Below are 25,330 nucleotides of genomic sequence, written 5' to 3'. Positions count from 1 at the left end.
AAAAGCGCGCCAGTCATATGACCGGCGCACGCATTTCCTCATCATATCGCTCCCGCCGGGAGCATCAAGATCGACGATCAGTAATCGTCGCTTTTTTCCGGCGGAACCAGACCTTCGATACCGGCCAGAAGCTCTTCTTCCGACATCTGATCGAACGTAACAGTTTCCGGCAGATCTTCTTCCTCGTCGCTGGAGGCGGAAGCGCCGGCGGCGAGCAGGCTTGCGGGATCGGGCTCAGGCTCATCCACTTCGACATGCTTCTGCAGCGAATGGATGAGATCTTCCTTGAGATCGTCCGGCGACAGCGTCTCGTCGGCGATTTCACGCAGAGCAACAACAGGGTTCTTGTCGTTGTCGCGATCGATGGTGATCGACGAGCCCTGCGAAATCAGGCGGGCGCGATGGCTGGCGAGCAGCACGAGCTCGAACCGGTTCTCTACTTTATCAATGCAATCTTCTACTGTGACACGGGCCATTGCCTGTCCTTTGCGGTCGTGATGTCGTCATCATGTCTCGGAGTAGCACGCCGATACAAGCAAACGATGGCAAATTCAAGTTTTTCCTGTTTCAGCGCCTTTGCACCCTTCCGGAAAGTGCTAAAATTCCCCCCGACAAACGATGATTTCCACCTTGGGTTGCTTGGAATATCGCATTGCGTGCCCTAAATCTGGGCTATATGAATAATTCATAAAGTAATACGAATTATTCTGCAAGGCCCTACAAGGCATTGTTTTAGCTTGTGTTTGAATGAAGTGATTACGTTTTTATAACAGTGGATACGCAAGAGATGTTTGACCCACGCGAAAAAATTGCACTCTTTATAGACGGCGCCAATCTCTACGCTGCATCCAAGAGCCTCGGCTTCGATATCGACTACCGGAAGCTCCTGAAAGCATTTCAGAAACGCGGCTATCTGCTGCGCGCCTATTATTACACCGCCCTCATCGAAGACCAGGAATATTCCTCTATCCGGCCGCTGATCGATTGGCTCGATTACAACGGCTACAAGGTCATTACCAAGCCGGCCAAGGAATTCACCGATTCCATGGGACGCCGAAAGATCAAGGGCAATATGGATATCGAGCTGGCGATTGATGCCATGGAGCAGTCCGAAACCGTCGATCATCTGGTGATCTTTTCCGGCGACGGTGATTTCACGACCCTCGTTGAAGCTCTCCAGCGTCGCGGACGCAAGGTATCGGTCATCTCGACCATGGCGACCCAGCCGCCGATGATCGCCGACGATCTGCGCCGTCAGGCCGATCATTTCATCGATCTCGTATCGCTGAAGGCCGAAATCGGCCGCGAGGCTTCCGAGCGTCCACAACGTCCCGCCGAACCGACACCGGCCGCTTCGGATGACGAAGAATAATTAGGACTGGCTGCATCTGACAGGTTCGCTGGCCGCCGGAGAGTAATTGCGCGCAGCGGAAACGGTTGTTGTTGCCGCGGCCACCGGCCCTTCGCTAGGGCATCCTGAGCCTGCCGAAGGGGCGTTCGTCGCTGCAATCGATTGACGCGCAGCTGTGGTTGCGCAGGGATGGTTGTAGACGCCGGTAAGCGTTTCGTATTTGCCGCAACAGCCGGCCCTTCGCTAGGGCTCAGAGCGTTCGTCGCTGCAATCGCTTCACTGGATCGATTGCTCGGGCTTTGCCCGACCGCTTCTCACCCTCACCCATTGTCCTTGAGCAGGCGGCTCTTCTGCCTGTTCCAATCGCGCTCCTTCTCGGACTCGCGCTTGTCATGCAGCTTCTTGCCCTTGGCAAGAGCCAGTTCCAGCTTGGCGCGGCCGCTGTCGTTGAAGTAGATTTTCAGCGGCACGAGCGTCATGCCTTCGCGATTGATGGCCGAGCGCAGCCGGCCGATTTCGCGGCTGGAAAGCAGCAGCTTGCGGCGGCGGCGCGGCTCGTGATTGAAGCGGTTCGCCTGCAGATATTCCGGCAGATAGGAGTTGATCAGCCAGATCTCGCCATCCTCGTCCGAAGCGTAGGACTCTGCAATGTTCGCCTTGCCTTCGCGCAGCGACTTGACCTCGGTGCCCTTCAGCACGAGCCCTGCTTCATAAGTATCGATGATCTCATAGTTGAAGCGTGCCTTGCGGTTCTCCGCCACAATCTTCTTCACCACACGCTGGCTGCCTTTGGGTGCCATGATTCTTCTTCTTTTCTGCGTCATTCCGGCAGCGGCCGAACGCGCGCCTGTCCCCTAAATAAGCGAGACCGCCCTCCTTGTGAAGAGAGCGGTCCGGCAGAGTTTCGGCAACGCGCCTGTGACGCCGTTAGTTCAGGAGACCGGCATGGCGCATGGCCGCGTCGATCGCTGCCTCCGTGCCCGGTTCCAGGGTCGACAGGAGCGGCGAGCGCACGTTGCGGCTCATGCGGCCAAGACGCGAAAGACCGTACTTGGCGCCGCAGAGACCGGGTTCGAGGAAGATCGCCTTGTGCAGAGGCATCAGGCGATCCTGATATTCGAGCGCCTTGGCATAATCGCCTGCAAGGGTCGCAGCCTGCATTTCGGCGCAAAGGCGCGGCGCAACATTGGCCGTCACCGAGATGCAGCCGACGCCACCATGGGCGTTGAAGCCGAGCGCCGTCGCATCTTCACCGGACAGCTGACGGAAATCGCGGCCGCAGCTGATGCGTTGCTCGGAGACGCGCTCGATCTTGCCGGTCGCATCCTTCACACCGACGATATTGGCGTAGGCCTTGGCGAGCGCGCCCATCGTCTCCGGCGTCATGTCGACAACGGAGCGTCCCGGAATGTTGTAGATATAGATCGGCAGCTTCACGGCTTCCGCAACCGCGGCGAAATGCGCGTAGAGGCCCTTCTGCGTCGGCTTGTTGTAATAGGGTGTCACGACCAGCACCGCATCGGCGCCGACCTTTTCGGCATGCTGCGCCAGCTCGATCGCCTCGCGCGTGTTGTTCGAGCCGGCGCCCGCCATCACCGGTACGCGCTTGTTGGCGATCTCGATGCAGAGCTCGACGACGCGCTTGTGTTCATCATGCGAGAGGGTGGGAGATTCACCCGTCGTACCCACCGGCACCAGTCCCTTGCTGCCCTCTTTTATCTGCCAATCGACATGCGAGGCGAAGGATGCCTCGTCCACCTTGCCGGCGTCAGTAAAGGGCGTAACGAGAGCGGGAATGGATCCCTGGAACATGCAAGTCTCCTAGCGGCGCGGCATTCATGCTTCAGCCGCAATCCATGGTTATGAATCCGCGCACCATAAAGCGCCGGCTTGACGGCGACAAGCACGCTTTGAATGGTAAAGGGCAGTTTCCGATATCATAATTGATTGAAATTCGGACCACCGGTAAGGTTTCGTTAACATAGCATTTGGCAAATGGAAGGGGCCTGTTTGTTTTGTGAGTAGCCGGATGAAGAGACCAGTCATGATCTGGACCGCCTTGGGCTTGGCGGTCGCCTGGGGCGCGGTTGCCTCGCAACTTCCCGGCCAGCAGATACCGACGAGCGCCAACGCCTATGTCGCCATGGCGCCGGACCCCATGAGCACGGCCGCGATCCCGCGTGGCGGCACCATCGCGCCGGTGAGCGGAGACCTGAAAGCAGGCCTCGACGCCCTTTCCAACAAGAACCCGATGCAGGCGCTCGCCATCCGCAACGGCATGGGTGAAGGCACGCTCGATCGCCATATCCTGACCTGGGCAATCGCGACTTCGGGCCAACCGGGCATTCCCTCCGGCGAGATTGCCGCCGCCGCCCGCGAGCTTCAAGGCTGGCCGGGCCTCGGCAGCCTGCGCGCCAATTCCGAGCGGGCGCTCTACATGGAAAATCCGGCAACGGATCAAGTCCTTGCCGCCTTCGGCAGCTCGCAGCCGGAAACCGTGGAGGGCAGCATCATCCTCTCGCGTGCTCTTATGGCACGCGGCGCGTCGGCACAGGCCGGAAAGCTGATCCGCAAGATCTGGCGCGATGAGCCATTGGACAAGCCTCTCGAAGACAAGATCCTTGCGGAATTCCCCAGCCTGCTTTCGCCTGCCGATCACAAGGCGCGCATGGATTATCTGCTTTACCGCGACCGGACCGCGCAGGCCAAACGCTTCGGCGATCTCGGCAAAGCGCAATCGCTCTACAAGGCGTGGGCGGCGGTCAATGATCGCTCGCCGAAGGCCGATGCGCTGATCGCAGCCATCGACGCGCAATGGCGCAAGGACCCCGCCTATCTCTTCATGCGGATCGAAAACCTGCGTCGTCAGAACAAATATGACGATGCCGCCAATCTTCTGGCGCAAATGCCCAAAGACCGCAGCGTGCTTGTCAGCCCCGGCGCATGGTGGGCCGAGCAGCGCATCGTCAGCCGCGGCCTGGTGGATCAGGGTGAGTTCAAGGCCGCCTACCGCGTCGTCGACGCCAGCGTTGCGGAAAGCCCGCAGGATGTCGGCGAGGCCGAATTCCATGCCGGCTGGTACGCTCTGCGCGGCCTGCAGGATGGCGCAAACGCGTCAGCCCATTTCCGCAGGATCCTGCAGGTCTCGAACGGCCCGATCTCGCAATCGCGTGGCTGGTATTGGCTCGGCCGCGCCGCCGAAGCGGGCGGCCCGGGCAAGGCTGCCGATTTCTACGCGAAGGCCGCCTCCTATCCGAGCACCTTCTACGGCCAGCTTGCCGCCGAGAAGCTTGGTCGCCGCACCCTCAACGTCACCTATCCCTCGCCCTCGGCAACGGATCGCCAGCGCTTCCAGGGACGCGAGGCGGTACAGGCGATTTCGCGGCTTGAGGCCGCAGGGCACGGATGGCGTGCCGATGCGCTCTATCGTGCGCTCGCGAAACAGCTGGATAGTCCCGGCGAAGTCGCCATGCTGGCCGCCCGCGCGGAGCGTTCCGGCAATCACCAGCTTTCGCTGCAGATCGGCAAGATCGCCTATGGGCGCGGCATCGACGTTGCTGCACTCGCCTTCCCGATCGGCGTCATTCCGGACAATGCGAATATTTCCGGCTCCGGCAAAGCGCTAGCCTATGCCATTGCCCGGCAGGAGAGCGCCTTCAATCCGGCCGCCGTTTCCTCTGCCAATGCCCGAGGCCTGCTGCAGCTGCTGCCGAAGACGGCAAAGGCGGTTGCCGGCCGGCACGGCATGACCTTTTCGGCCGACAAGCTGACGCAGGATGCGGGCTACAATGCCACGCTTGGCGCTCACTACCTCGGCGAGCAGATCGACACCTTCGGCGGCTCCTACATTCTGACCTTCATCGCTTACAATGCAGGGCCGAACAAGGTGCCGGAATGGATCAGCCGCTATGGCGACCCGCGCGGCAAATCGCTCGACGATGTGATCGATTGGATCGAGCGCATCCCCTTCCCCGAGACCCGCAACTACGTGCAGCGTGTGATGGAAAACTATCAGGTCTACAAGGCCCGGCTGGGACAGAAGACCGACATCGTACACGATCTGGTTTACGGCCGCGGCTAGGCCCGATCACTATCGCAAAGCCGCCGCCCGGCCTTGCGCGACGATATGCTTCAGCCAACAACCTCAGTTGTGAAGGCTACGGAAATGACGTTACATCCCTCGTAATAGCCAGAGCACGAGGGATGACGCATGCGCAGCGACGACGAAAGCGGTTTTCTTGTCAGAACGATCGCAGCCGAAGATGGCCTGAAGCTCCATGTGCGGGACTATGCCGGTGACGAGACGACCACGAAGGCCAGAACACCCGTCTTCTGCCTGCCCGGCCTGACACGCAACTCGCGGGACTTTCATCAACTGGCGCTGCTTCTGTCACAGGATCCGGTAGCCCAGCGCAGGGTGATCACGCTCGATGCCCGCGGGCGCGGGGCATCCGAATGGGATGAGGACAAATCTCACTACAATCTCATCGTGGAAGGGCAAGATGTCCTCGCTGTTTGCGCTGCGCTCGGGATTCATCAGGCCATCTTCATCGGCACCTCGCGCGGCGGCCTGGTCCTTCATATGCTAGCGGCCAGCCGGCCCGATATCCTCAAAGCGGTGATTCTCAACGATATCGGTCCAGTCCTCGAGAAGATCGGATTGGCGGATATCCGCGATTATCTCAACCGGGACAAGAAACCCGCCAATTGGGACGAGGCGATCGAGATCCTTCGGGAGAACCATGGCAGCGCCTTTGGCGCGCTCGACGAGGAGGATTGGCAGGACATGGCACGGGCAATCTATGCCTTTCGCGACGGCAAGCCGATTGCCGATTACGATCCCGCCATCGCAGCGCAGATGCAGGCACTCGACCTGGAGGCGCCGATTCCAGACCTCTGGCCGCAATTCCAAGCGTTTCAAGATATTCCGCTGATGGTGATTCGCGGGGAGAATTCGAAGCTTTTGACACAGACCACGACGGACGAGATGGCAAGCCGCCACCCGGGAATGGCCGTCAAGATCGCGAGAGGACAAGGACATGCCCCGATTTTACATTTGGGCGATGTTCCGGATGCGATCCGGCATTTCATCTCGGAGTTCTGACAACAGGCACCCGCGCACGATTGGACATCCGCCCAAGGCAAAAGGCCCGGTTGGGAGACCGGGCCTTTCCTCTTCCGATCGGAGGTCTGACCAGAAGATTTATCAAACTTGTTCGGCGAACGAATTAGAAGGTGCGCTGGAAGCGCAGGATACCTGCCCAAGTGTCCTTGTTGACGGCGTCGTAGTTGACGTAGGTCACTTCCGGCTCGATCAGCAGATCCTTGACGGGGTTGAACTTGACGTTCGTCGTCGCGGCGAAAGTCTTCAGATCGTCGTAGGCGAGCTGCAGGTTCCACTTCAGCTTGTCGTTGATCGGAACGCCAACGCCGCCCCAGACAGCCCAGTCACCCCAACCGAGACCAGCACCGCCAGCGCCGGCATACTTGTTGAGCTTGTCGCCATCAGTGTTCCAGCCGCCCATAACGAAAGCGGTGAGAACGCCGAAGTCGGCATCGACGCGAGCCTTAACCGCGCCTTCTTCAACGATGGAGTCATAGCCGCCAACAACGCGGAACTGCCAAGCGCCGGCCTTGTAGCCAACACCGGCAACGACGTCCGGAGCGTAGTGGTCGGAGCTGTCTTCGCCGTTTGCACCGGTCGCGCCCGTGCCGGAATTGGAATCTTCCAGCGAGATCACAGCCGTGAAGCCGTTGCCGGCGTCATACTTGTAGGTGATCTGGTTCAGTTCGTCGGTGTTATTGATGCCGTATTCGATCACGTCGTCGTTAATGACGTCGCCGGCATAGCCGAGGAAGGTCGAGTAGACCGAATCGGCCTTACCGACGAGGAAGCCGCCGAGGCTGATGTTGGCCCAAAGCAGCTTGGTCGTGGTGGCGTTGCCGTCATTCCAGTCCCAACGAACAACGGTGTTGGTCTTCAGCGGGCCGTATTCGGTGTCGGTGGCAGTGTCGAGAGAGAGTTCGGCGCGGGTATGCCAATAGGTACCACGGGCACCTGCGTCCTGGCCAGCCTTGTAGGCGTTGTACCAGCCGCCTTCGGTACGGACGCGGCCACCGATCTTGAGGCAGGTTTCGGTGCCCGGGATGAAGAAGTAGCCAGCGCCATAGGCATCGCAGATGCGGACGTATTCCAGCGGCTCCGGCTCAGCAGCGACGATCGCGTCAGCCGCGTGAGCACCGGATGCTGCTGCCAGCGCAGCAGCGGAGCCGAGAAGAAGGCTCTTGATGTTCATAGTAACTCCAGTTCCAATATCGATTAGGTATGACAATTCACGCCGAGAAAATCGACGCGCCCTACCCCACCTGGTTTTAAAAGTTGACCCCTGATCTGGGAGAACCAAGACGCTAAGTCTCGCTTCCGATTTGGAACCTACAGATCGTTTTTTTCAGAGCAATATCAGAGATAAACTATGAACAATTGTGACGGCGGTTTCAAACGTGTGCGTTGCACAAAAATCACGTCGCAAAACTGTCATACTACTGACACGTTAGTAGCCGAAAACTACTTCAGATTACTTGGAAGATATACGCAACCACGGGTCGATCGCGCCGAAAAAGAGCATAGAACGCCCTCAAGACTGAACTCTAATTATCGATATTCTCAAATAAAGAAAGCCCAGCTATTCGCCGGGCTTTCCATCATCGTAGTGAACAATCTTAAATGACCGAGGTCAGATCAGATTAGAAGGTGCGCTCGAAGCGGAGGATACCAGCCCACTGGTCCTGATTGATGGAGTCCCAGTTGGTGTAGGAGACTTCCGGCTCGATGAGCAGGTTCTTGACCGGGTTCCACTTGACGTTCGTCGTGGCGGCAAAGATCTTCGAGTCGGTGTAGGCGAGCTGGAGGTTCCACTTCAGCTTTTCGTTGATCGGAACGCCAACGCCGCCCCAAACAGCCCAGTCACCCCAGCCGATACCGGCAGCATCGCCAGCGCCGTTCGAACCAGCGTACTTGTTGAGCTTGTCGCCATCGGTGTTCCAGCCGCCCATCAAGAAGGCCGAGAATGCGCCGAAGTCGGCGTCAACACGAGCCTTGACAGCGCCTTCTTCAACGATCGAGTCGTAACCGCCGACGACCTTGAAGCCCCATGCGCCAGCCTTGTAGCCAACACCTGCGACAACGTCAGGAGCATAGTGGTCGGAGCTGTCTTCGCCGTTGGAACCGGTAGCACCAACGCCCGAGTTGCTGTCTTCGAGCGAGATCACAGCCGTGAAGCCGTTGCCGGCGTCGTAGTTGTAGGTGATCTGGTTCAGTTCGTACGGGCCGTCATAGACCACGTCGTCGTTGATGACGTCGCCGGCGTAGCCGGTGAAGACGTTGAACTGCGAGTCCGTCTTACCAACCGTGAAGCCGCCGAGGCTGATGTAAGCCCACAGCAGGTTGGTCCTGGTGGCGTTGCCGTCGTTCCAGTCCCAACGAATGATGGTTTCCGTCTTCAGCGGACCGTATTCGGTGTCGGTCGCGGTGTTGACGTTCAACTCAGCACGGGTGTGCCAGAGCGTGCCCAGACGAGAGTTCGGGTTGTAGGCGTCGTACCACTGACCTTCGGTACGAACCTTACCGCCGATCTTGAGGCAGGTTTCCGTGCCCGGAATGAAGAAGTAACCAGCACCGAATGCATCGCAGATACGGACGTATTCGAGCGGCTCCGGCTCAGCAGCGACGATAGCGTCAGCCGCATGAGCACCGGATACTGCTACGAGTGCAGCAGCGGAGCCGAGAAGAAGGCTCTTGATGTTCATATTGACCTCCAGTCAAAGTTTTATCTCGAGAATGAGAACTACCCGAAGGTATTCCCTGTCCCATCCTCGTGTTTCAAGAAGTGGACGATCAATCGCCCTCGCTTCCGAGAGTGAAAATACAAGACGTGCACTGTCACGCAATCGACATTTTCGCGGAACAGGGGATTTGCGTAAGCCTTCCGCAGGTCCTGTTGCCGAAAGGACACAAGTCAGCAACACGGCGGCCGCAATTATTTAGACTTCATTAAGAAACTCCTTAATCTACCGGCACTTACGCGCGCGGTGAAAATGGTCCTCGCCGATTGGAAAAAGGCATTCGAATGGCCTTTCCATGGCTAACCGGCGGATTTTGCTGGGTTTGGTAAGCTCTGTATGACGCTTGCCTCGCCGATCCACCCAGGATCGACAGCCACTGGCGGGCCAGGCCCTCGTCCCAAAACGACGCAAGGACGGGGTGATTCCTCGAAATGGCCGATTCGACTACGACGTGTAGGCATCGAGCAAGGCCGAGCCGCCAATGACTAGAGATCGCCCTATATCGTCATTTCCTTCGATAGAGGATCATTCCGGCGTGATGAAGCACACCATCGATGAAATCGCCATTGGCGGTGAAACCGGTATCGTCCCAATAGTCGATATGATCCCCCGTCACCACGTAGCGCCCCTGATAGGCACGCTCACGGCTTCCCCGCGCTTCGATATATCGGCCGTTTGGCAGGAGTTCATGGCGGATATGATTGTCGGTCGTCGTCCACATGCCGACGTAAGCTTGTATCGGTGTCTTCATTTCGATTCGATCCTCGGAAAGTGCGGGCGGCGCGAATACGACGCCGGACAGGGTGATAACAAAGAGAGCGCGAATCAATGTGCCGCCCGCGTCGGGCGAACGACGATCTCATTGACATCGACATCATCGGGCTGCTCGACGGCGAAGCGTACCGCGCGACCGATGGCATCGGGCGTTAGCGCGACGGCCCGATAGGATCTCATCGCTTCGGCCGCCACCGGGTCGGTGATCGTATCCGCCAGCTCGCTCTCGACGACGCCTGGATGGATGCAGGTGACCCGGATATCGCGGCATTCCTGGCGCAGCCCGTCGGAGATCGCCCGAACGGCATATTTGGTCGCGCAATAGACGGCGGCGGTCGGAGAGACGGCCAGCGCCCCGATGGAGGCGATATTGATGATGTGACCGGAGCCACGCGCCGTCATTTCAGGCAGGACAGCCGCAACGCCGTGAAGCACGCCCTTGATATTGACGTCGACCATTCTGTCCCATTCCTCGACTTTCATCGAAGCCATCAGGGAAAGCGGCATGATGCCGGCATTGTTGACAATCACATCGACGCCGCCCCAGGCCAGGCGTGCCGCCTGTGCAAAGGCAGCTACGTCAGCCCTGTCGGTGACGTCGAGCCGGCGGGTCATGACCGTGCCACCCATTTCTCGAATCTCGGCCGCCAATGCTTCCAATCTATCGATGCGCCTGGCGCCCAACATGACCCTTGCGCCGGCGGAAGCGAGTTCGCGGGCGATGCCCGCACCGATGCCGCTGGAGGCACCCGTGATGACAATGACTTTATCGATAGGCATACGATCACTCCTTGCTATGTGAACGATTCTCTCCTGGAACCGCTACAGGGAGGATACAGAGCCTCATTGTCGTGATAAGCCATCCATGCAGTGACAGCTTGGAAAGCAATAGTTACCAATGTGGCCTGATCTCAACGCTCTCTCCGTCTTCATTCTCGTCGCCCAAGAGCGCAATTTTCGCGCCGCTGCCGACAGGCTCGGCGTCACCCGGTCGGCAGTCAGCCAGACGATCCGGCGACTGGAGGAGAGCATGGGCATCGCGCTGCTGCAGCGCACAACCCGCAGCGTCAGCCTGACAGAGGCTGGTGAACGGCTTTATGCGGACGTAGAGCCGGCGGTATCGGACATACGCACCGCGATGGAAAAGACGGACGCATTGCGGACGCGGCCCGGCGGTCAATTACGGCTCACCGTTTCATCGATCGCGGAGCGATTTCTCTCCGGCGATTTTCTAGCGGGCTTTGCGGCCGCCAATCCCGAAATCCAGCTCGACATCACCGTCACCGACGAGGAATTCGACATCGTCTCGGAAGGCTACGACGCCGGCGTCCGGCTTGGCGAGGTCATCGATCAGGATATGATTGCCGTACCCATCGCCGGCAACGAGCGGCAACTGGCCGTCTGTTCGCCCGCCTATCGCGACCGATTCGGCATCCCCACGCATCCGAAAGAACTCTCCATGCACCGATGCATAGGCTGGCGCCCCGCACCGAAAGCTGTCCCCTACCGCTGGGAATTTGCGGAAGAGGGCAAGGAATTCCGGGTGGAGGTCACACCGGAGGTGACGACGAATGACATGGGCGTGATGATCAAGCTGGCTGTCGCCGGGGCGGGAATCACATTCGGGATGGAGGAAAGTTTTCGCGCCTTCATCGGCAGAAACGAACTGGTGCCGATCCTGGAGGAATATTGTCCCTATTTCCCTGGCTTCTACCTCTACTATCCCAATCGACGGAACATGGCTCCGAAGCTTAGGGCGCTGATAGCATATCTGAAGCGCTACGAAGGCTTTGCGGGCCGAAACTCCCGATAATAATTGGCCTTGTCCGGTTTGGCAGCGCCAAGATCGCGGACCGTCATCTGTAGGGTAGGATAATCGGGAAAATGGCGGAGAAGATGGGATTCGAACCCACGATACCATTTCTGGTATACTCCCTTAGCAGGGGAGCGCCTTCGACCACTCGGCCACCTCTCCGGTGCGGCCCTGATAGGGCCATTCATTTATCGACGCAAGCGCTTTTTCGCGCTTGTGTACGTTCTTTCCATGATTCAGCAACATGCGATTGCCGGCCGAAGCATGGTCCGGCCGATCTGAATTTATATCAAACCAGCAGCTGCTTCAAATCCGCAGCCGGGTCGGCAAGAGCCTCCCTGGACGGATTGGCGCCGGTCTCCAGCAGCTTCTTGCCGGTAACATAAGCCTTTGCGTCGTTTATCGCGTCGACGGCTACGAAACGACCCTGCTTGAAATACCAGACGGAAGCGGCACCCTCGCGCGCGCCGGGACGCAGAAGGGTCTCGTCGTAACCCATATTGAAACCGGCGATCTGCAACTTGACGTCATATTGATCCGACCAGAACCATGGCTTCGGATCGTAGGCTTTCTCGTTGCCGGCTATGATTCCCGCCGCGGCTTCCGCCTGGTCGACGGCGTTCTGCACGGATTCGAGCCTGATACGGCCACCCTCCCATGGCAACTCCACGCAATCCCCCATGGCGAAGATTGCGGGATCGGAGGTGCGGGCAAACGAATCGACGACGATGCCGTTGCCGACCTCAAGGCCGGCCTCTTTGGCAAGCCTATCATTGGGCGCAACGCCGATGCCGACGACAACGAAATCGACATCGATGGTAGATCCATCGGACAATTCGGCGGCGGCGACATGGCCGTTGCGGCCGATGAGCTGCTTCAGGCCGGTCTTCTCGCGAATGACCACGTCGTGCTTTTGATGAATGGCTCTGAAAATATCAGCCGTTTCCTTGGCCGCCACCCGCTGCAATATTCGGTCGCCCATCTCGATGAGAGTGACCTCAAGGCCGCGATGGCGCGCGACAGCGGCTGCCTCGAGCCCGATATAGCCGCCGCCGATGATGAGCACCCGGCGTCCGGGGCGCATCTCGCCGGCAAGAAGATCGGCATCGCGCTTGTCGCGGGCGAGATAGACGCCTTCGAGCGCGCCGCCGACGGAGGGCGGCAGGCGGCGGGGCGTCGAGCCCGTCGCAAGCGCCAGCGTCTCATAATCCAGCCTGGAGCCGTCCTGCATGACGATCTGCTTTGCGGCACGATCGATCTGCTCGACCCAGGTGGACACCCGAATCTCGACATTATTGTCGGTGTACCAATGTTCGGGCCGGAACAGCAGGCGATCAAAAGTCATCTCGCCGAGCAGATACTTCTTGGTCAGTGGCGGTCGCTGATAGGGAAGATTCTCTTCAGCACCGACGATGGTGATCGGCCGCGAATCACCCAACCCGCGCAATTTGGCAGCGAGCGCGAAACCCGCCTGCCCGGCCCCGATAATGACCAATCTGCCCGTCACGATCCGTACTCCATTGTTATTATGGCGCTCCTCCGCGTTGCGCGGAAGGTTGCCTATGGACTTCAGGGGTAACGCCTGCATCCGCAAGCGTCAATCACGGCTGACCCTGCGCCCCGGATCGGGAGAAAATTAGGCCGACAGGCTCAGCCTGATATTTCGACCCAGCGGCGTTCATGGAAAGATTGCGCCATGGCGTGTACCGATTTTTCGATGCGCAAGCCATCCCTGAAAGCCACAACCGACGCAGCTTCGCCCGCTATGGCGCGGATCAGCTCTCGGCATTCGATGATCTTCAGATCATTGAAGCCAAGGCCGTGGCCGGGCGCCGGGATGAAGCGGTCATAGGGCTTGTGCGCGGGTGCCGCCAGCACCTTGCGGAAGCCCTGTTCGCTGTCCCTGCCCTCGGCCTGATAGAGCTCGAATTCGTTCATCCGCTCCTGGTCATAGGAGATCGAGCCCTTGGAGCCGAAGATCTGCAACGCGATCCGTCCCTTGCGGCCCCAGGCGGAGCGGTTGGCCATGAGAACCGCGGAAATGCCACCGCCAAGCCGCATCAGCACATTGGCAAGATCGTGATTTTCGACCGCGCGGCTGCCGCCATCCTTCAACGGCCGTTCGGCATAGGGCTTCACCATTTCGGTAATGACAGCTTCCACATGGCCGAACAGGAACCAGAGCAGCGAAAGCGGATGCACGGCGAAATCATCGAGAGCGCCATAACCGGAGGCAAGCTCGCTCTTCCAATAGAACAGGCCGTTCGGATCGGCCATGAAGTCCTCGTCCATCTCGACGCGGATGTGGTTCACCGCTCCGATCGCGCCTTCCGCGATCAGCGCCTTGATGTGCCGCATCACCGGGTTCTGGATATAATTGTAACCGAGGATGGCGACTTTGCCCGAGGCCTTGGCCGCAGCCAGCATGCGTTCGGCATCGCCATAGGATGGCGCCATCGGCTTTTCGCACCAGACATGCTTGCCGGCTTCAAGGGCTGCGATCGCCATTTCCGGGTGGAACTGGTTGGGGGTCGTGACCGAGACGACGTCGACATCCGGGTCTGCGATGAGCTCGCGCCAGTCGGCCGTTGCCTTTTCGAAGCCGAATTCGTCGCCGCGCGCCTTTGCCAGATCGGCATTGGCTTCGGCAAGATGCACCAGGCGCGGCCGCGCGACATCACCGAATACGGTTTTGACCGCATTCCAGGCCAACGCATGGCATTTGCCCATGTAACCGGTGCCGATCAATCCAACGCCCAACGGCTTCATTTGCCCTTCCTCCTCAAATTCGCTCCCGAAGTTGCGCGATTTTTGGAATATTTAGACCGTTTTGACAAGCACACTCATGGCATCGGCATCTCTTCCGCAGGCAAGAGTTCATATTTACACGTTTAAAATCATGATCTTAAAAATATTCGTGCCGAACGATTCAAAATCCGGTATCGTTGGAAATATGGAACATTTGTTTCATTAAGGGTGGTGGGGGAGCTGAAGGACGGTGAATGGACAACAATATCGAGACGCAGACCAAGGTACCACGCGACTTCGAAAGCCTGCGCAGCACCATCATAGAGCGCAAGAATGCCATGCCGAAGCGGTTGGCGCAGGTTGCCGCCTTTGCGCTCGGCAATCCCGATGAGATCGCTTTCGGCACGACGGCCAGCATCGCCACGGCCGCCGAAGTTCAGCCTTCCACGCTGGTGCGCCTTGCTCATCACCTCGGCTATGAGGGCTTTTCCGATCTTCAGAGCATCTTCCGCGAACGGCTGCGCGACCGGACGCTGAGCTATGAGGAGCGGCTGGTAACGCTCGAACGCTCCGGTATAGAAAACGAAGAGGCCAGCATTCTCTCAGGCTTCCTCTCTGCTGCGAGCCAATCCGTCAATAGACTCGCGGCAACCATCGAGACCGACACCTTCGCCAAGGCCGTCGACGTACTTGCAGCGGCCGAAACGATCTATCTCATCGCCAAGCGCCGCTCCTATCCGCTGACGGCGCATATGACCTATGCCTTCTCCAAGCTGAACATTCGTCACCAGATCGTCGCCTCGCCGAACGGCATCGACGGCGAGATCACCCGCTTCGCAACGGAGAAGGACGCCGCCATCGCCGCGAGCTTTTCGCCCTATGCCGCCGATAGCCTGGCGCAGGCACAGGATCTCGCCTCGCGCAATGTCCCGGTCATCGCCATTACCGATTCGGCCTTTTCGCCGCTTACCGCTTGCGCCGACTACTGGTTTGAAGTGGCGGAAGCCGATTTTGCCGGTTTCCGCTCCTTATCGGCTTCGATGGCGCTGATCATGGCATTTCCTGTCGCCGTCGCCGAGCGCCGGCGAAAAGCTGCGACAAAAGCGGACAAAACAAAAATGGAATAAATATTCCGAATTGACAAAATCTCGGAACCAATGTTTCACTACAACCAAGATCACGGCCGCGGGAGATGGTCGTCAGATCCATAGCAACCGGGACGAAACGAACACCGGCACGTTCAATAACGCATGATCTCGGCGCAGGCTGAAAAGCAAAAGAGGTCATGCTCCGACGGGAGGACATCATGGCACACGACAATCCTGGCGCTGGGCCGGACGCAAAACTCGATGTGATCACCATCGGCCGCTCTTCCGTCGACCTTTATGGTCAGCAGATCGGCTCGAAGCTCGAAGACATCGCCTCTTTCGCCAAATCGGTCGGCGGCTGCCCGGCCAATATCGCCATCGGTACGGCGCGGCTCGGCCTGAAATCCGGTCTGATCACCCGTGTCGGCGACGAGCAGATGGGCCGCTTCATCCGCGAACAGGCGGCGCGCGAAGGTGTGGCGATCGATGGGATCAAGACGGACAAGGAGCGCCTGACGGCACTGGTGCTGCTGGCGGTCGAGGCCGAAGGCGTCTCGCCGATGATCTTCTATCGGTCAGATTGCGCCGACATGGCGCTGAATGAAGACGATATCGACGAGAACTTCATTAAGTCCTCGGGCGCCGTTCTCGTCTCCGGCACGCATTTCTCCAAGCCCAATACCGAAGCAGCACAGCGCAAGGCGATCCGCATCGCCAAGGCACACGGCCGCAAGGTGATCTTCGATATCGATTATCGGCCGAACCTCTGGGGCCTCGCCGGCCACGCCGAGGGCTTCGAGCGCTATGTGAAGTCGGAGCGCGTGTCCTCCAAAATGAAGGAGACGCTGCCGGATTGCGACCTGATCGTCGGCACGGAAGAAGAGATCATGATCGCCTCCGGCGCCGACGACGTGCTGGGCGCCCTGAAGGAAATCCGCCGCCTCTCCTCGGCCGTCATCGTGCTGAAGCGCGGCGCCATGGGCTGCATCGTCTATGAAGGCCCGATCTCGGACGACCTCGAAGCCGGCATCGTCGGCCAGGGTTTCCCGATCGAGGTCTTCAACGTTCTCGGCGCGGGCGATGCCTTCATGTCCGGCTTCCTGCGCGGCTATCTGCGCGGCGAGCCCTTGAAGACCTGTGCCACTTGGGCGAATGCCTGCGGCGCCTTTGCCGTCTCGCGCCTGCTCTGCTCGCCGGAGTATCCGACCTGGACGGAGCTCGATTTCTTCCTGAAGACGGGCAGCAAGCATAGGGCGCTGCGCAAGGACGAGGCAATCAACCATATTCATTGGGCGACGACCCGCCGCGCCGATGAAATTCCGCTGCTGATGGCGCTTGCGATCGACCATCGTTCGCAGCTCGTCAGCGTCTGCGATGAACTGGGCATTGGCCATGACAAGATCGTCGCCTTCAAGCGGCTGGCCGTCGAGGCGGCAGCTCGGGTGGCCGACGGCCGCCCCGGCTATGGCATGCTGATCGACGAGCGCTTCGGGCGCGACGCCTTCTTCGATGCGGCAACAAAGAATTTCTCCTGGATCGGCCGCCCTGTCGAACTGCCGGGATCGAAGCCGCTGAAATTCGAATTCAGCCAGGACATCGGCTCCCAGCTCGTCGAATGGCCGCTCAATCATTGCATCAAATGCCTATGCTTCTACCATCCGGACGATCCGCAAGAATTGAAGGCGGAGCAGCAGGAGAAGCTGCGGACCCTGTTCGAGGCCGCGCGCAAGGTAGGACGCGAACTGCTGATCGAGATCATCGCCAGCAAGAACGGCCCGCTGACCGACGATACGATTCCGAGGGCGATGGAAGAGCTCTATGCACTCGGCATCAAGCCGGATTGGTGGAAGCTGGAGCCGCAGGAATCGACCACTGCCTGGCAAAAAATCGATGCCGTGATCGCCAAAAATGATCCATGGTGCCGTGGTATCGTCCTGCTCGGCCTGGAGGCGCCGGCGGAGGAACTGATCCGCAGCTTCGAGGCGACGCTGGCGGCTCCCTCGGTCAAGGGCTTCGCCGTTGGGCGGACCATCTTCTCCGATGCGGCCCGTGCGTGGCTCTCGGGCGGCATGAACGACGAGGAAGCGACTGCCGACATGGCCGGCCGCTTCCGGCAACTGACGGCGGCGTGGCTCAAGACTCGCGGTCTGTGAGAATCTAGCATTTGGGAGGCGCCCGATGGGCAAGACGATCCGATTGACGATGGCACAGGCCGTCGCACATTTCCTCAAGAAGCAGATGACCATTATCGACGGGCAGAAGCAGCCGATTTTCGGTGGCGTCTGGGCGATCTTCGGTCACGGCAATGTCGCCGGCATCGGCGAGGCCCTCTATCAGGTGCGCGAGGAGCTACCCACCTTCCGTGCCCACAATGAGCAGGGCATGGCCCATGCCGCCATCGCCTATGCCAAGGCGAACTTTCGTCAGCGCTTCATGGCCTGCACCACCTCCATCGGCCCCGGCGCGCTGAATATGGTGACGGCCGCCGGCCTTGCGCATGTCAACCGCATCCCCGTTCTCTTCCTGCCCGGCGACGTCTTTGCCAATCGCGCTCCGGATCCGGTGCTGCAGCAGATCGAGGATTTCGGCGACGGCACCGTTTCGGCCAACGACGCCTTCCGCCCGGTATCGCGCTATTTCGACCGCATCACCCGCCCGGAACAGATCATAACGGCGCTGAAGCGGGCCATGCAGGTGCTGACCGATCCCCTCGATTGCGGCCCGGTGACGCTTTCGCTCTGCCAGGATGTGCAGGCCGAAGCCTATGATTATCCCGAAAGCTTCTTCGAAGAGCATGTCTGGACGCAGCGTCGGCCGCAGCCGGATGCCGACGAACTCGCCAGCGCTATCTCGCTGATCCGTCGCTCGGAAAAGCCCGTCATTCTCGCCGGTGGCGGCGTGCTCTATTCGCAGGCGACGAAGGAACTCGCCGCTTTCGCCGAAGCCCATGATATTCCCGTCGTCGTCACGCAGGCCGGTAAATCGGCCATCGACGAGACGCATCCACTCGCGCTCGGCTCTGTCGGCGTAACAGGCACCTCGGCCGCCAATGCCATCGCCGAGGAGACCGATCTGGTGATCGCCGTCGGCACACGCTGCCAGGATTTCACCACAGGCTCCTGGGCTTTGTTCAAGAACGAGAAGCTGGCCATGATCGGCCTCAATATCGCGGCCTATGATGCGCTGAAGCACAACAGTCACCCACTGGTGACGGATGCGCGCGAAGGGCTGAAGGCGCTTTCCGCGGGCCTGACCGGCTGGCGCGCGCCCGCATCGCTGGCCGAAAAGGCGACGAAAGAAAAGCAGATCTGGATGGAAGCCGCCGCCAAGGCCATGGCGACCACCAATGCCGCCCTGCCCTCCGACGCCCAGGTCATCGGCGCCGTCACCCGCACGCTCGGTGGCGAAAACAGCATCCTCGTCTGCGCGGCCGGCGGCCTGCCCGGCGAGCTGCACAAGCTCTGGCCGGCGACCGCACCCGGCAGCTATCACATGGAATATGGCTTCTCCTGCATGGGCTACGAGATTGCCGGCGGCCTCGGCGTCAAGATGGCGCGCCCGGAGAAGGATGTCGTCGTCATGGTCGGCGACGGCTCCTACATGATGCTGAATTCGGAACTGGCGACCTCCGTCATGCTCGGCCTGAAGATCACCGTCGTCCTGCTCGATAACCGCGGCTATGGCTGCATCAACCGCCTGCAGATGGCGACCGGCGGCGCGAACTTCAACAATCTCTTGAAGGATGCGCGCTACGAGGTGATGCCGGAGATCGACTTCCGGGCGCATGCGGCCAGCATGGGCGCGATAGCCGTAAAGGTCTCGTCCATCACCGAGCTGGAACAGGCCATCGAAGCATCGAAGAAGAACGACCGCAGCTCGGTCATCGTCATCGACACCGACCCGCTGATCACCACGAATGAAGGCGGCCACTGGTGGGATGTCGCTGTTCCCGAAGTCAGCCCGCGCGCCGAAGTCAACAAGGCTCGCGCCGCCTACGAACAAGCCCGCGCCGCCCAGCGCATCGGCTGATCCATTTCCGTTATTTTTCTGGAGGAGCTTCGGCTCCTCCAATAGCTTTTCAAGGAGACCATTGATGAAGGCCAAACTCGGCATGTCGCCCATCGCCTGGTGGAACGACGATCTTCCGGAGCTCAGCGACGACGTATCTCTGGAAGAATGCCTGCGCCAGTCGCGCGGCGCGGGCTTCACCGGCATGGAACAGGGCCGGCGCTTCCCCAGCAACCCCGATGAGATGCTGCCGATCCTGCGCGCCGCCGACGTGACGCTCTGTGGAGGCTGGTTCTCCGGTACGCTCGTCAATGAGGAGCTCGCCGCCAACAAGGATCGCATCGCGCCGATGATCGAGCTGTTCAAGGCTGTCGATGCGCCTTGCATCGTCTATGGTGAGGTCGGCCGTTCCATCCAGGGCGACCGCTCCAAGCCGCTCGCCACCAAGCCGCGTCTTTCCGACGACGAGATGAAGGCCTATGCCCGCCGCATCACCGAATTCGGCGAATGGTGCGCCGAGCAAGGCATGCCGCTCTCCTATCATCACCATATGGCCGCCGTCGTCGAAACCGAGCCGGAGCTTGATGCCTTCATGCGCTACTCCGGCGAAGGCATTCCGCTGCTGCTCGATGCGGGTCATCTGGCTTTTGCCGGCGGCGACGTGCTGCGCGCCATCGACAACCACCATGCCCGCATCAATCATGTTCACGTCAAGGATATCCGCAAGTCCGTCGTCGACGGGCTGGACCGCAGCCGACAGTCCTTCCTTGATGCCGTCGCGCTTGGCGCCTTCACGGTGCCGGGCGATGGCTCGCTCGATTTCGGCGCGATCGTCCAGCGTTTCGCCGATTACGGCTATGAAGGCTGGTTCGTGGTCGAGGCCGAACAGGATCCGCGCAAGGCGCCGCCGCAGAAGATGGCCGAGATCGGTTATGCCGAACTGATGCGCGTCATGACGGCCGCAGGCTACACGGTGGAAACAGAAGGCTTTCCCAAGGGATAGCTTGAGCGCTTCCGCTTTTCTTCGAATCGCGAAAACGCTCTAGCTCTTTGTTTTTACGCAATTCCGGACGGAAAACCGCTGCGCACTTTTCCTGGAATTGCTCGAGAGATGAACGCTCCTCGCCCCATCGAGGGATGAAGAGGCGTTTTCCAAGCAATGGAGGAACAGACCCATGCCCAATCTCAAGGTCAAGCCTGACGGCTCTCATGGCCGCGTCATTCATGTCACGCCCGAAAGCGCCGGCTGGACCTATGTCGGCTTCGATCTCCACCGCTTGAAGCCGGGCGAAACCGCCTCGGCCGAAACGGGCGATCGCGAGGTCTGCCTTGTCTGGGTCAGCGGCAAGGGCAGCGCCAAGGCGGGTACGAAGGATTTCGGCTCGCTCGGCGGTCGCATGAGCCCTTTCGAGGGCGCGCCCCACGCGCTCTATATTCCAGCCGGATCGAGCTGGTCGGTGACCGCCGAGACCGATCTGGAACTGGCCGTGTGCTCGGCACCGGGCGGCGGCTCCTATGAAGCCCGCGCCATTCCGCCGGGCACGCATCCGGCGCTGACGCGCGGCAAGGGCACCAACGTCCGCTACGTGAACAACATCATGCCGGAAGACGATGGCGCGGCCCATTCGCTGCTCGTCGTCGAAGTGATTACGCCCGGCGGGCACACCTCATCCTACCCTCCGCACAAGCACGATCAGGACGATCTCCCAAACGAGAGCTTCCTGGAGGAGACCTATTACCATCGCTTGAACCCGCCGCAGGGCTTCGGCTTCCAACGCGTCTATACGGACGACCGGTCGCTCGACGAAGTCATGGTGCTGGAGGATGGTGACGTGACGCTGGTGCCGAAGGGTTATCACCCTTGCGCTGCCTGCCACGGCTACGATCTCTATTACCTGAACGTTATGGCCGGGCCGAAGCGCATCTGGAAGTTCCACAATGCCGTGGAACATGAATGGCTGCTGAAGTCCTGAGCTGGTGGCGCTGTTCTCAACCATCGCCCTCGTGCTTCGAGACCGCCCTTCGGACCTCCTCAGCATGAGGGCTAATCTTTTGCGCAAGACATCGCGCTGAGCTCGCCTCAAGCGAGAAGCGTACCCATCCTCACCCTGAGGAGCGAAGCCTCGAAGGGCGAGGATGGCCACAGGCTCCCGGAAACAAAGGGCCGCGCCCGAAAGCGCGGCCTTTCTCATGTCATGCGGGCAACAAGCCGTAGCGCCATTTCCGATCCCTGGCATTGCGCGACAGCACCAGCCAGGTCAGCAGAATCATCCCCATTTCTGCAAAGATCGGTGTCATCCAGATCCCGCGCTCGCCGAAGACGAGCGGCAGGAGGAATGTCAGCGGCAGGGTGAATAGATAGGACCGTGACAGGCCGAAGATCGCGCCGCGTTTCGCATCACCGATCGACTGGAAATAGGACGACAGGATGATCGCCTGACCGAAGAGGAAATAGGCGCCGATCGTCCAGGGCAGGATGCGGCCAACTTCCGCGACGATCAGGGGATCGGCGACGAAGATCGAGGCCAGATGCCCTGCCAGCAGCTCGACGACGAGTTCGACGGCGGCGCAATAGACCAGAGCCGAAATCAGGGCGATCAGGACGCTATGACCGACGCGCGCCGGAAGCGCTGCGCCGTGGTTGTGGCCCGATATTGTCTGGAGAGCGATGCTCAAGCCCAGCAGCGGCAGATAGGCGAAGGTCATCACCCGCGTGACGATCCCGTAGGCGCCAACGGTCGCAACATAATCGCCCTGATGCCAGATCGACACGTTGAAGAGGATGGCCGCCGAGCTTAGCGAAATGCCGATGAAGCCGAGGCTCATCGGCGCGCCGAAAACAAAGATGCCGCGCCACTCGCGAATATGCAGCGCCGTGTCGACCCAAAGACCGTTCGGCCGACGCAGGCGATAGATCACAACGATCGCCAGGCAGATGAATTGCGCCAGAATCGAGCCGCCGGCGGAGCCGACCACGCCCCGCTGAAAGACGGCCATCAGCAGCCAGTTTGCCAAGATGTTGAGCAGCGTCGAGGTAAGCGTCACCAGCGTCATGAAGCCGAGCTTTCCTTCGCAGCGCAGCCCATCGAGATGGATCGAAAGAAAGAAGCTGATCGGCGCGAAGGCGACCATGATGCCCATGAAGGCCTCGGCGCTGCGGGCGACATCGACATTTCCCGCCGCAGCCACGGCAATGAACTGCCGGCCGGCGAGCCAGTAGATGAGGTTGATGACGACCACGACGGCAAGTGCCAGCGTGTGGGCGCCGGTGAATACCGACTTCGCGCCCTCGCGATCACCGGCGCCGAGGCGGCGGGCGAGAATGCTCGCCATGCCGTTCGAAACCAGCGTCTGCAGCGCAATCAGCAACATGAGCGCGGGAAAGATGAGGCTGACGGCGGATAGCGCGTCGGCGCCGACATAGACGCCGAGGAAATAGGCGTCGACGACGGCGAAAAGGCCGCTGACCGTGGTGATGACGATGATCGGCGCGGCTGTTTTGGCAAAGACGCCGGGCAGCCAGCCGTTGAGGAACATGTTGTTTTCGATGGTGTGCGCCATGATGGTATCCGGACGGAATCGCTCGCAAGCAGCGAAGATAATGGTCTAGCGATGAAGGATGAAGTCAGATGTCGAGAACGAGGTGCGGTATGCCGTTCGACGTTCGGCGCGGCGAAATGCCATCGGCGTCGACCTGGGCATTGATGCGCTGACGGAATGCCGAGAAGCTCTCGAATTCCACCACATCGACCGGCTCGTCGAAATGGATCGTTATCTTGTAGAGCCCGCCTGACTTCGCCGACATCGCCAAAACCTTGCCCGTGAAGGGCTTGTTGAGATAGCGCCCGCGCACGGCGGAACCGACATCGAAAGGCACGTCCGGCCCGTCATTCGGTTTTGCGGCAAGCGCCGAAAGCGTGTTCCAATCACGCAGCCCGTGTTGCTTGGCGATGAGTTCCAGTGCCGTCGAGTGGCTCATGTCGTCGCCGCGTTCGGCCATCGCCTGACGCAGACGCCGGGCCTGAGCCTTCAATTCATCTATGGACGGATACGTCGTCATAGGATCAGCCTTTGCTAAGGCACGCACTTACGACCGTGAAACGGAGCTCGCATTACCGTCAGTCAGCATGCCCTGAATGGCTGTGACCTAAAACAGCGAAGACTTCACCTTGGATTTTCATCCGCGAGCGGCAGGCGCCTCGAACCAAGCCCCCGTATGATCGAAGCCGCTCCCGCTGTCAAGATGCGCCCAAATCGGCACAAAAGACGAACCCGTTAAAATTCTACCAATGCAATTGACGCTTCCGCAAAATCTCCGTGCAAGGTTCGTAGTGTAACCGAGATGAATTCGGTCTGTTCTTCAACAGGGAATGACAATGCTTCGCGCAACCCATCTGGCGAAAGTCAAATCCGAAGTCTACGAACGCAGCTGGGAACGGTTCTACGTCCAGCGGCCCGCGCGCCTCGTAGCGGTTCGTCCCTGTCTGACGGGTATTTCCGTACGCAGCGCCGAGATTACCGACATTTCGCGCGGCGGCGCGAGCTTCACCGTCGCCACGACCGTCGGCCTGCCGACCCACTACTATCTGAACATCCTCGGTCTTGCCTACCGTATCGCCTGCGCTGAAACGAGCCGCAACGGCAACCGCGTCCATGTCCGCTTCATCAACCTGATCGAACCGGAGACGCTGCGCCGCGTCGTGCGCGCCGATTTCATGATCGGCAATGTCGAAGCGCTGGCTGCGCGCGGCAAGAGGCGGCCGGTATAAATTCGGCTTCACATCCTCAATCGCTTCGCACGTCTCCGCGGGCATATCGTGCAGGCGGCATACCTGTGTATCGCGCAAATGCAACGCTGAAAGTGCTTGCCGATCCGTAGCCAACGCGTTCAGCTACCTGATCCATCCGCAATTCGCGGCTGCGCAATAGCTGCTTTGCAAGAGCCATGCGCCAAGCCAATAGATATTCCATTGGCGGCAGGCCAACGACGCGGCTGAAACGCGCAAAGAAAGCCGATCGGGACAGTGCCGCTTCGGTCGCAAGATCCGCGACAGTCCAAGGATGGGAAGGACGCGCATGCATCGCGTGAAGTGCTGCGGCTAGGCGTTCATCGGCAAGGCCGCGACTCAAGCTCGACGTGACGGTTGTTTCCGTGCCGGATCGCAATGCCTCGATCAACAACACCTCCAGCAGCCGTTCCAGCACGAGTTCGCGTGCCGGCCGGCGCTCGCGCGTTTCCTCACCGACCAATTGCATCAGCGTCGCGAGTCGAGGCTCGTCACGAACGATAACTACATCAGGCAAGAGAGAAACGAGCAAGGCCGCATCCGGCGCACCGAAGCTGCAATGCCCTATGCGCATGCGCATATCCGCCGGCCCTTCGAGGCGTCCGACACGGAAATGGCCGCCACTCAGCTGCGTTGGAACCATGGCGGACAGACCGGCCGGTGCGTCGATACTCTCGTTGATGAGGTCGCGCATGGCCGGCACGAGCACGAAATCGCCGGCTCGCAGGATGAAAGGCTGATGTCCTCCAAACGTTACACGGCAACGCCCCTCAAGGATTGCGCAGTAGAATGGCCCGCCTGTGGCCTCGCGATGAATTCGCCAGGCGCCGGCGCATTCCACCAGCTTCGAAAAGCGTGCGGCCGGCTGCAGCAGTGTGACGATTTCGGCAAGGGGATCGACGGCCATAATCAGGACTAA

22 protein-coding genes and 1 tRNA gene are annotated in these 25,330 nt (G+C 60.0%); 10 read left to right on the top strand and 13 right to left on the bottom strand.

Going from position 1 to position 25,330, the window contains the following annotated elements:
• Positions 1–77: 77 nt before the first annotated feature.
• Entirely contained in the window at positions 78–476 is a 399-nt protein-coding gene (rpoZ, locus tag I8E17_RS03890; protein WP_069616142.1) for a DNA-directed RNA polymerase subunit omega, read from the bottom strand.
• A gap of 311 nt (positions 477–787) precedes the next feature.
• On the opposite strand from rpoZ, the gene I8E17_RS03885 reads away from it, so the two are divergent.
• Positions 788–1,372, top strand: coding sequence for an NYN domain-containing protein (locus tag I8E17_RS03885; RefSeq protein ID WP_069616141.1), 585 nt, complete (start codon positions 788–790; stop codon positions 1,370–1,372).
• Between the two features lie 299 nt (positions 1,373–1,671).
• Here I8E17_RS03885 and smpB read toward each other — a convergent pair whose 3' ends face one another.
• Complete coding sequence (gene smpB, locus I8E17_RS03880; protein WP_069616140.1) at positions 1,672–2,151, bottom strand: SsrA-binding protein SmpB; 480 nt, start codon at positions 2,149–2,151, stop codon at positions 1,672–1,674.
• A 127-nt stretch (positions 2,152–2,278) separates the two neighbouring features.
• The gene (gene dapA / locus I8E17_RS03875; protein ID WP_069616139.1) at positions 2,279–3,163 is read right to left on the bottom strand and encodes a 4-hydroxy-tetrahydrodipicolinate synthase; all 885 of its coding nucleotides are present in this window, start codon (positions 3,161–3,163) and stop codon (positions 2,279–2,281) included.
• A gap of 217 nt (positions 3,164–3,380) precedes the next feature.
• On the opposite strand from dapA, the gene I8E17_RS03870 reads away from it, so the two are divergent.
• Both I8E17_RS03870 and I8E17_RS03865 read left to right on the top strand, forming a co-directional pair.
• Positions 3,381–5,432, top strand: a complete 2,052-nt coding sequence (locus I8E17_RS03870) for a lytic transglycosylase domain-containing protein (RefSeq protein WP_069616138.1) — start codon at positions 3,381–3,383, stop codon at positions 5,430–5,432.
• A gap of 129 nt (positions 5,433–5,561) precedes the next feature.
• Positions 5,562–6,455 carry an alpha/beta hydrolase gene (locus I8E17_RS03865; RefSeq protein ID WP_069616137.1) on the top strand — a complete coding sequence of 298 codons (894 nt, stop codon included), beginning with the start codon at positions 5,562–5,564 and terminating at the stop codon, positions 6,453–6,455.
• 124 nt (positions 6,456–6,579) lie between these two features.
• Here the strand turns inward: I8E17_RS03865 and I8E17_RS03860 are convergent, their stop codons facing one another.
• From I8E17_RS03860 to I8E17_RS03845, 4 genes are all read right to left on the bottom strand, one after another.
• Entirely contained in the window at positions 6,580–7,647 is a 1,068-nt protein-coding gene (locus I8E17_RS03860; protein ID WP_069616136.1) for a porin, read from the bottom strand.
• 448 nt (positions 7,648–8,095) lie between these two features.
• The gene (locus I8E17_RS03855; RefSeq protein ID WP_069616135.1) at positions 8,096–9,157 is read right to left on the bottom strand and encodes a porin; all 1,062 of its coding nucleotides are present in this window, start codon (positions 9,155–9,157) and stop codon (positions 8,096–8,098) included.
• Between the two features lie 541 nt (positions 9,158–9,698).
• Positions 9,699–9,950: an Atu4866 domain-containing protein gene (locus I8E17_RS03850; RefSeq protein ID WP_069616316.1), complete on the bottom strand. Its 252-nt coding sequence runs from the start codon at positions 9,948–9,950 to the stop codon at positions 9,699–9,701.
• Positions 9,951–10,018: 68 nt separating this feature from the next.
• Positions 10,019–10,747, bottom strand: a complete 729-nt coding sequence (locus I8E17_RS03845; protein WP_069616134.1) for an SDR family oxidoreductase — start codon at positions 10,745–10,747, stop codon at positions 10,019–10,021.
• Between the two features lie 118 nt (positions 10,748–10,865).
• On the opposite strand from I8E17_RS03845, the gene I8E17_RS03840 reads away from it, so the two are divergent.
• On the top strand, positions 10,866–11,780 hold the full coding sequence (locus tag I8E17_RS03840; protein WP_069616133.1) for a LysR family transcriptional regulator: 915 nt from the start codon (positions 10,866–10,868) through the stop codon (positions 11,778–11,780).
• Positions 11,781–11,852: 72 nt separating this feature from the next.
• On the opposite strand, the gene I8E17_RS03835 is transcribed toward I8E17_RS03840, so the two are convergent.
• The 3 genes from I8E17_RS03835 to I8E17_RS03825 form a co-directional block, all read right to left on the bottom strand.
• Positions 11,853–11,942 (bottom strand) — tRNA-Ser (locus I8E17_RS03835).
• Between the two features lie 127 nt (positions 11,943–12,069).
• Positions 12,070–13,287 carry an FAD-dependent oxidoreductase gene (locus I8E17_RS03830; protein ID WP_069616132.1) on the bottom strand — a complete coding sequence of 406 codons (1,218 nt, stop codon included), beginning with the start codon at positions 13,285–13,287 and terminating at the stop codon, positions 12,070–12,072.
• Between the two features lie 143 nt (positions 13,288–13,430).
• Positions 13,431–14,549, bottom strand: coding sequence for a Gfo/Idh/MocA family oxidoreductase (locus I8E17_RS03825; protein ID WP_219510985.1), 1,119 nt, complete (start codon positions 14,547–14,549; stop codon positions 13,431–13,433).
• 233 nt (positions 14,550–14,782) lie between these two features.
• On the opposite strand from I8E17_RS03825, the gene I8E17_RS03820 reads away from it, so the two are divergent.
• The 5 genes from I8E17_RS03820 to iolB all read left to right on the top strand — a co-directional run bounded on the left by I8E17_RS03820 (position 14,783) and on the right by iolB (position 21,597).
• Complete coding sequence (locus I8E17_RS03820) at positions 14,783–15,655, top strand: MurR/RpiR family transcriptional regulator (protein ID WP_069616130.1); 873 nt, start codon at positions 14,783–14,785, stop codon at positions 15,653–15,655.
• A 179-nt stretch (positions 15,656–15,834) separates the two neighbouring features.
• On the top strand, positions 15,835–17,769 hold the full coding sequence (gene iolC, locus I8E17_RS03815) for a 5-dehydro-2-deoxygluconokinase (RefSeq protein ID WP_069616129.1): 1,935 nt from the start codon (positions 15,835–15,837) through the stop codon (positions 17,767–17,769).
• Positions 17,770–17,794: 25 nt separating this feature from the next.
• Positions 17,795–19,645 (top strand): 3D-(3,5/4)-trihydroxycyclohexane-1,2-dione acylhydrolase (decyclizing), encoded by a 1,851-nt coding sequence (gene iolD, locus I8E17_RS03810; RefSeq protein ID WP_069616128.1) that lies wholly within the window; start codon positions 17,795–17,797, stop codon positions 19,643–19,645.
• A gap of 64 nt (positions 19,646–19,709) precedes the next feature.
• The gene (gene iolE, locus I8E17_RS03805; RefSeq protein WP_069616127.1) at positions 19,710–20,627 is read left to right on the top strand and encodes a myo-inosose-2 dehydratase; all 918 of its coding nucleotides are present in this window, start codon (positions 19,710–19,712) and stop codon (positions 20,625–20,627) included.
• Between the two features lie 172 nt (positions 20,628–20,799).
• Positions 20,800–21,597 (top strand): 5-deoxy-glucuronate isomerase, encoded by a 798-nt coding sequence (iolB, locus tag I8E17_RS03800; RefSeq protein ID WP_069616126.1) that lies wholly within the window; start codon positions 20,800–20,802, stop codon positions 21,595–21,597.
• 220 nt (positions 21,598–21,817) lie between these two features.
• Here iolB and I8E17_RS03795 read toward each other — a convergent pair whose 3' ends face one another.
• Entirely contained in the window at positions 21,818–23,185 is a 1,368-nt protein-coding gene (locus tag I8E17_RS03795) for an MATE family efflux transporter (protein ID WP_069616125.1), read from the bottom strand.
• A gap of 64 nt (positions 23,186–23,249) precedes the next feature.
• Positions 23,250–23,684: a glyoxalase superfamily protein gene (locus I8E17_RS03790; RefSeq protein ID WP_069616124.1), complete on the bottom strand. Its 435-nt coding sequence runs from the start codon at positions 23,682–23,684 to the stop codon at positions 23,250–23,252.
• A 310-nt stretch (positions 23,685–23,994) separates the two neighbouring features.
• Between I8E17_RS03790 and I8E17_RS03785 the strand changes: the two genes are divergently transcribed.
• Positions 23,995–24,393: a PilZ domain-containing protein gene (locus I8E17_RS03785; RefSeq protein ID WP_173002491.1), complete on the top strand. Its 399-nt coding sequence runs from the start codon at positions 23,995–23,997 to the stop codon at positions 24,391–24,393.
• A gap of 16 nt (positions 24,394–24,409) precedes the next feature.
• Here I8E17_RS03785 and I8E17_RS03780 read toward each other — a convergent pair whose 3' ends face one another.
• Positions 24,410–25,318, bottom strand: coding sequence for an AraC family transcriptional regulator (locus I8E17_RS03780; protein ID WP_069616122.1), 909 nt, complete (start codon positions 25,316–25,318; stop codon positions 24,410–24,412).
• Positions 25,319–25,330: the final 12 nt, after the last annotated feature.

This window comes from Rhizobium sp. AB2/73, assembly GCF_020871915.1.
Lineage (GTDB): Bacteria > Pseudomonadota > Alphaproteobacteria > Rhizobiales > Rhizobiaceae > Rhizobium > Rhizobium dioscoreae.
Note: the sequence above shows the minus strand (reverse complement) of the source record. Positions and strands in the feature narration are given on the sequence as shown.

What these genes read in the sequence shown, in the direction of transcription:
- I8E17_RS03870 (WP_069616138.1), top strand. Translation starts at nt 3,381, where the DNA reads ATGAAGAGACCAGTCATGATCTGGACCGCCTTGGGCTTGGCGGTCGCC.
- iolC (WP_069616129.1), top strand. Translation starts at nt 15,835, where the DNA reads ATGGCACACGACAATCCTGGCGCTGGGCCGGACGCAAAACTCGATGTG.
- I8E17_RS03790 (WP_069616124.1), bottom strand. Translation starts at nt 23,684, where the DNA reads ATGACGACGTATCCGTCCATAGATGAATTGAAGGCTCAGGCCCGGCGT.
- I8E17_RS03840 (WP_069616133.1), top strand. Translation starts at nt 10,866, where the DNA reads ATGTGGCCTGATCTCAACGCTCTCTCCGTCTTCATTCTCGTCGCCCAA.
- I8E17_RS03860 (WP_069616136.1), bottom strand. Translation starts at nt 7,647, where the DNA reads ATGAACATCAAGAGCCTTCTTCTCGGCTCCGCTGCTGCGCTGGCAGCA.
- iolD (WP_069616128.1), top strand. Translation starts at nt 17,795, where the DNA reads ATGGGCAAGACGATCCGATTGACGATGGCACAGGCCGTCGCACATTTC.
- rpoZ (WP_069616142.1), bottom strand. Translation starts at nt 476, where the DNA reads ATGGCCCGTGTCACAGTAGAAGATTGCATTGATAAAGTAGAGAACCGG.
- I8E17_RS03855 (WP_069616135.1), bottom strand. Translation starts at nt 9,157, where the DNA reads ATGAACATCAAGAGCCTTCTTCTCGGCTCCGCTGCTGCACTCGTAGCA.
- I8E17_RS03865 (WP_069616137.1), top strand. Translation starts at nt 5,562, where the DNA reads ATGCGCAGCGACGACGAAAGCGGTTTTCTTGTCAGAACGATCGCAGCC.
- iolB (WP_069616126.1), top strand. Translation starts at nt 20,800, where the DNA reads ATGCCCAATCTCAAGGTCAAGCCTGACGGCTCTCATGGCCGCGTCATT.
- I8E17_RS03795 (WP_069616125.1), bottom strand. Translation starts at nt 23,185, where the DNA reads ATGGCGCACACCATCGAAAACAACATGTTCCTCAACGGCTGGCTGCCC.
- iolE (WP_069616127.1), top strand. Translation starts at nt 19,710, where the DNA reads ATGAAGGCCAAACTCGGCATGTCGCCCATCGCCTGGTGGAACGACGAT.
- I8E17_RS03785 (WP_173002491.1), top strand. Translation starts at nt 23,995, where the DNA reads ATGACAATGCTTCGCGCAACCCATCTGGCGAAAGTCAAATCCGAAGTC.
- I8E17_RS03825 (WP_219510985.1), bottom strand. Translation starts at nt 14,549, where the DNA reads ATGAAGCCGTTGGGCGTTGGATTGATCGGCACCGGTTACATGGGCAAA.
- smpB (WP_069616140.1), bottom strand. Translation starts at nt 2,151, where the DNA reads ATGGCACCCAAAGGCAGCCAGCGTGTGGTGAAGAAGATTGTGGCGGAG.
- I8E17_RS03845 (WP_069616134.1), bottom strand. Translation starts at nt 10,747, where the DNA reads ATGCCTATCGATAAAGTCATTGTCATCACGGGTGCCTCCAGCGGCATC.
- I8E17_RS03885 (WP_069616141.1), top strand. Translation starts at nt 788, where the DNA reads ATGTTTGACCCACGCGAAAAAATTGCACTCTTTATAGACGGCGCCAAT.
- dapA (WP_069616139.1), bottom strand. Translation starts at nt 3,163, where the DNA reads ATGTTCCAGGGATCCATTCCCGCTCTCGTTACGCCCTTTACTGACGCC.
- I8E17_RS03780 (WP_069616122.1), bottom strand. Translation starts at nt 25,318, where the DNA reads ATGGCCGTCGATCCCCTTGCCGAAATCGTCACACTGCTGCAGCCGGCC.
- I8E17_RS03820 (WP_069616130.1), top strand. Translation starts at nt 14,783, where the DNA reads ATGGACAACAATATCGAGACGCAGACCAAGGTACCACGCGACTTCGAA.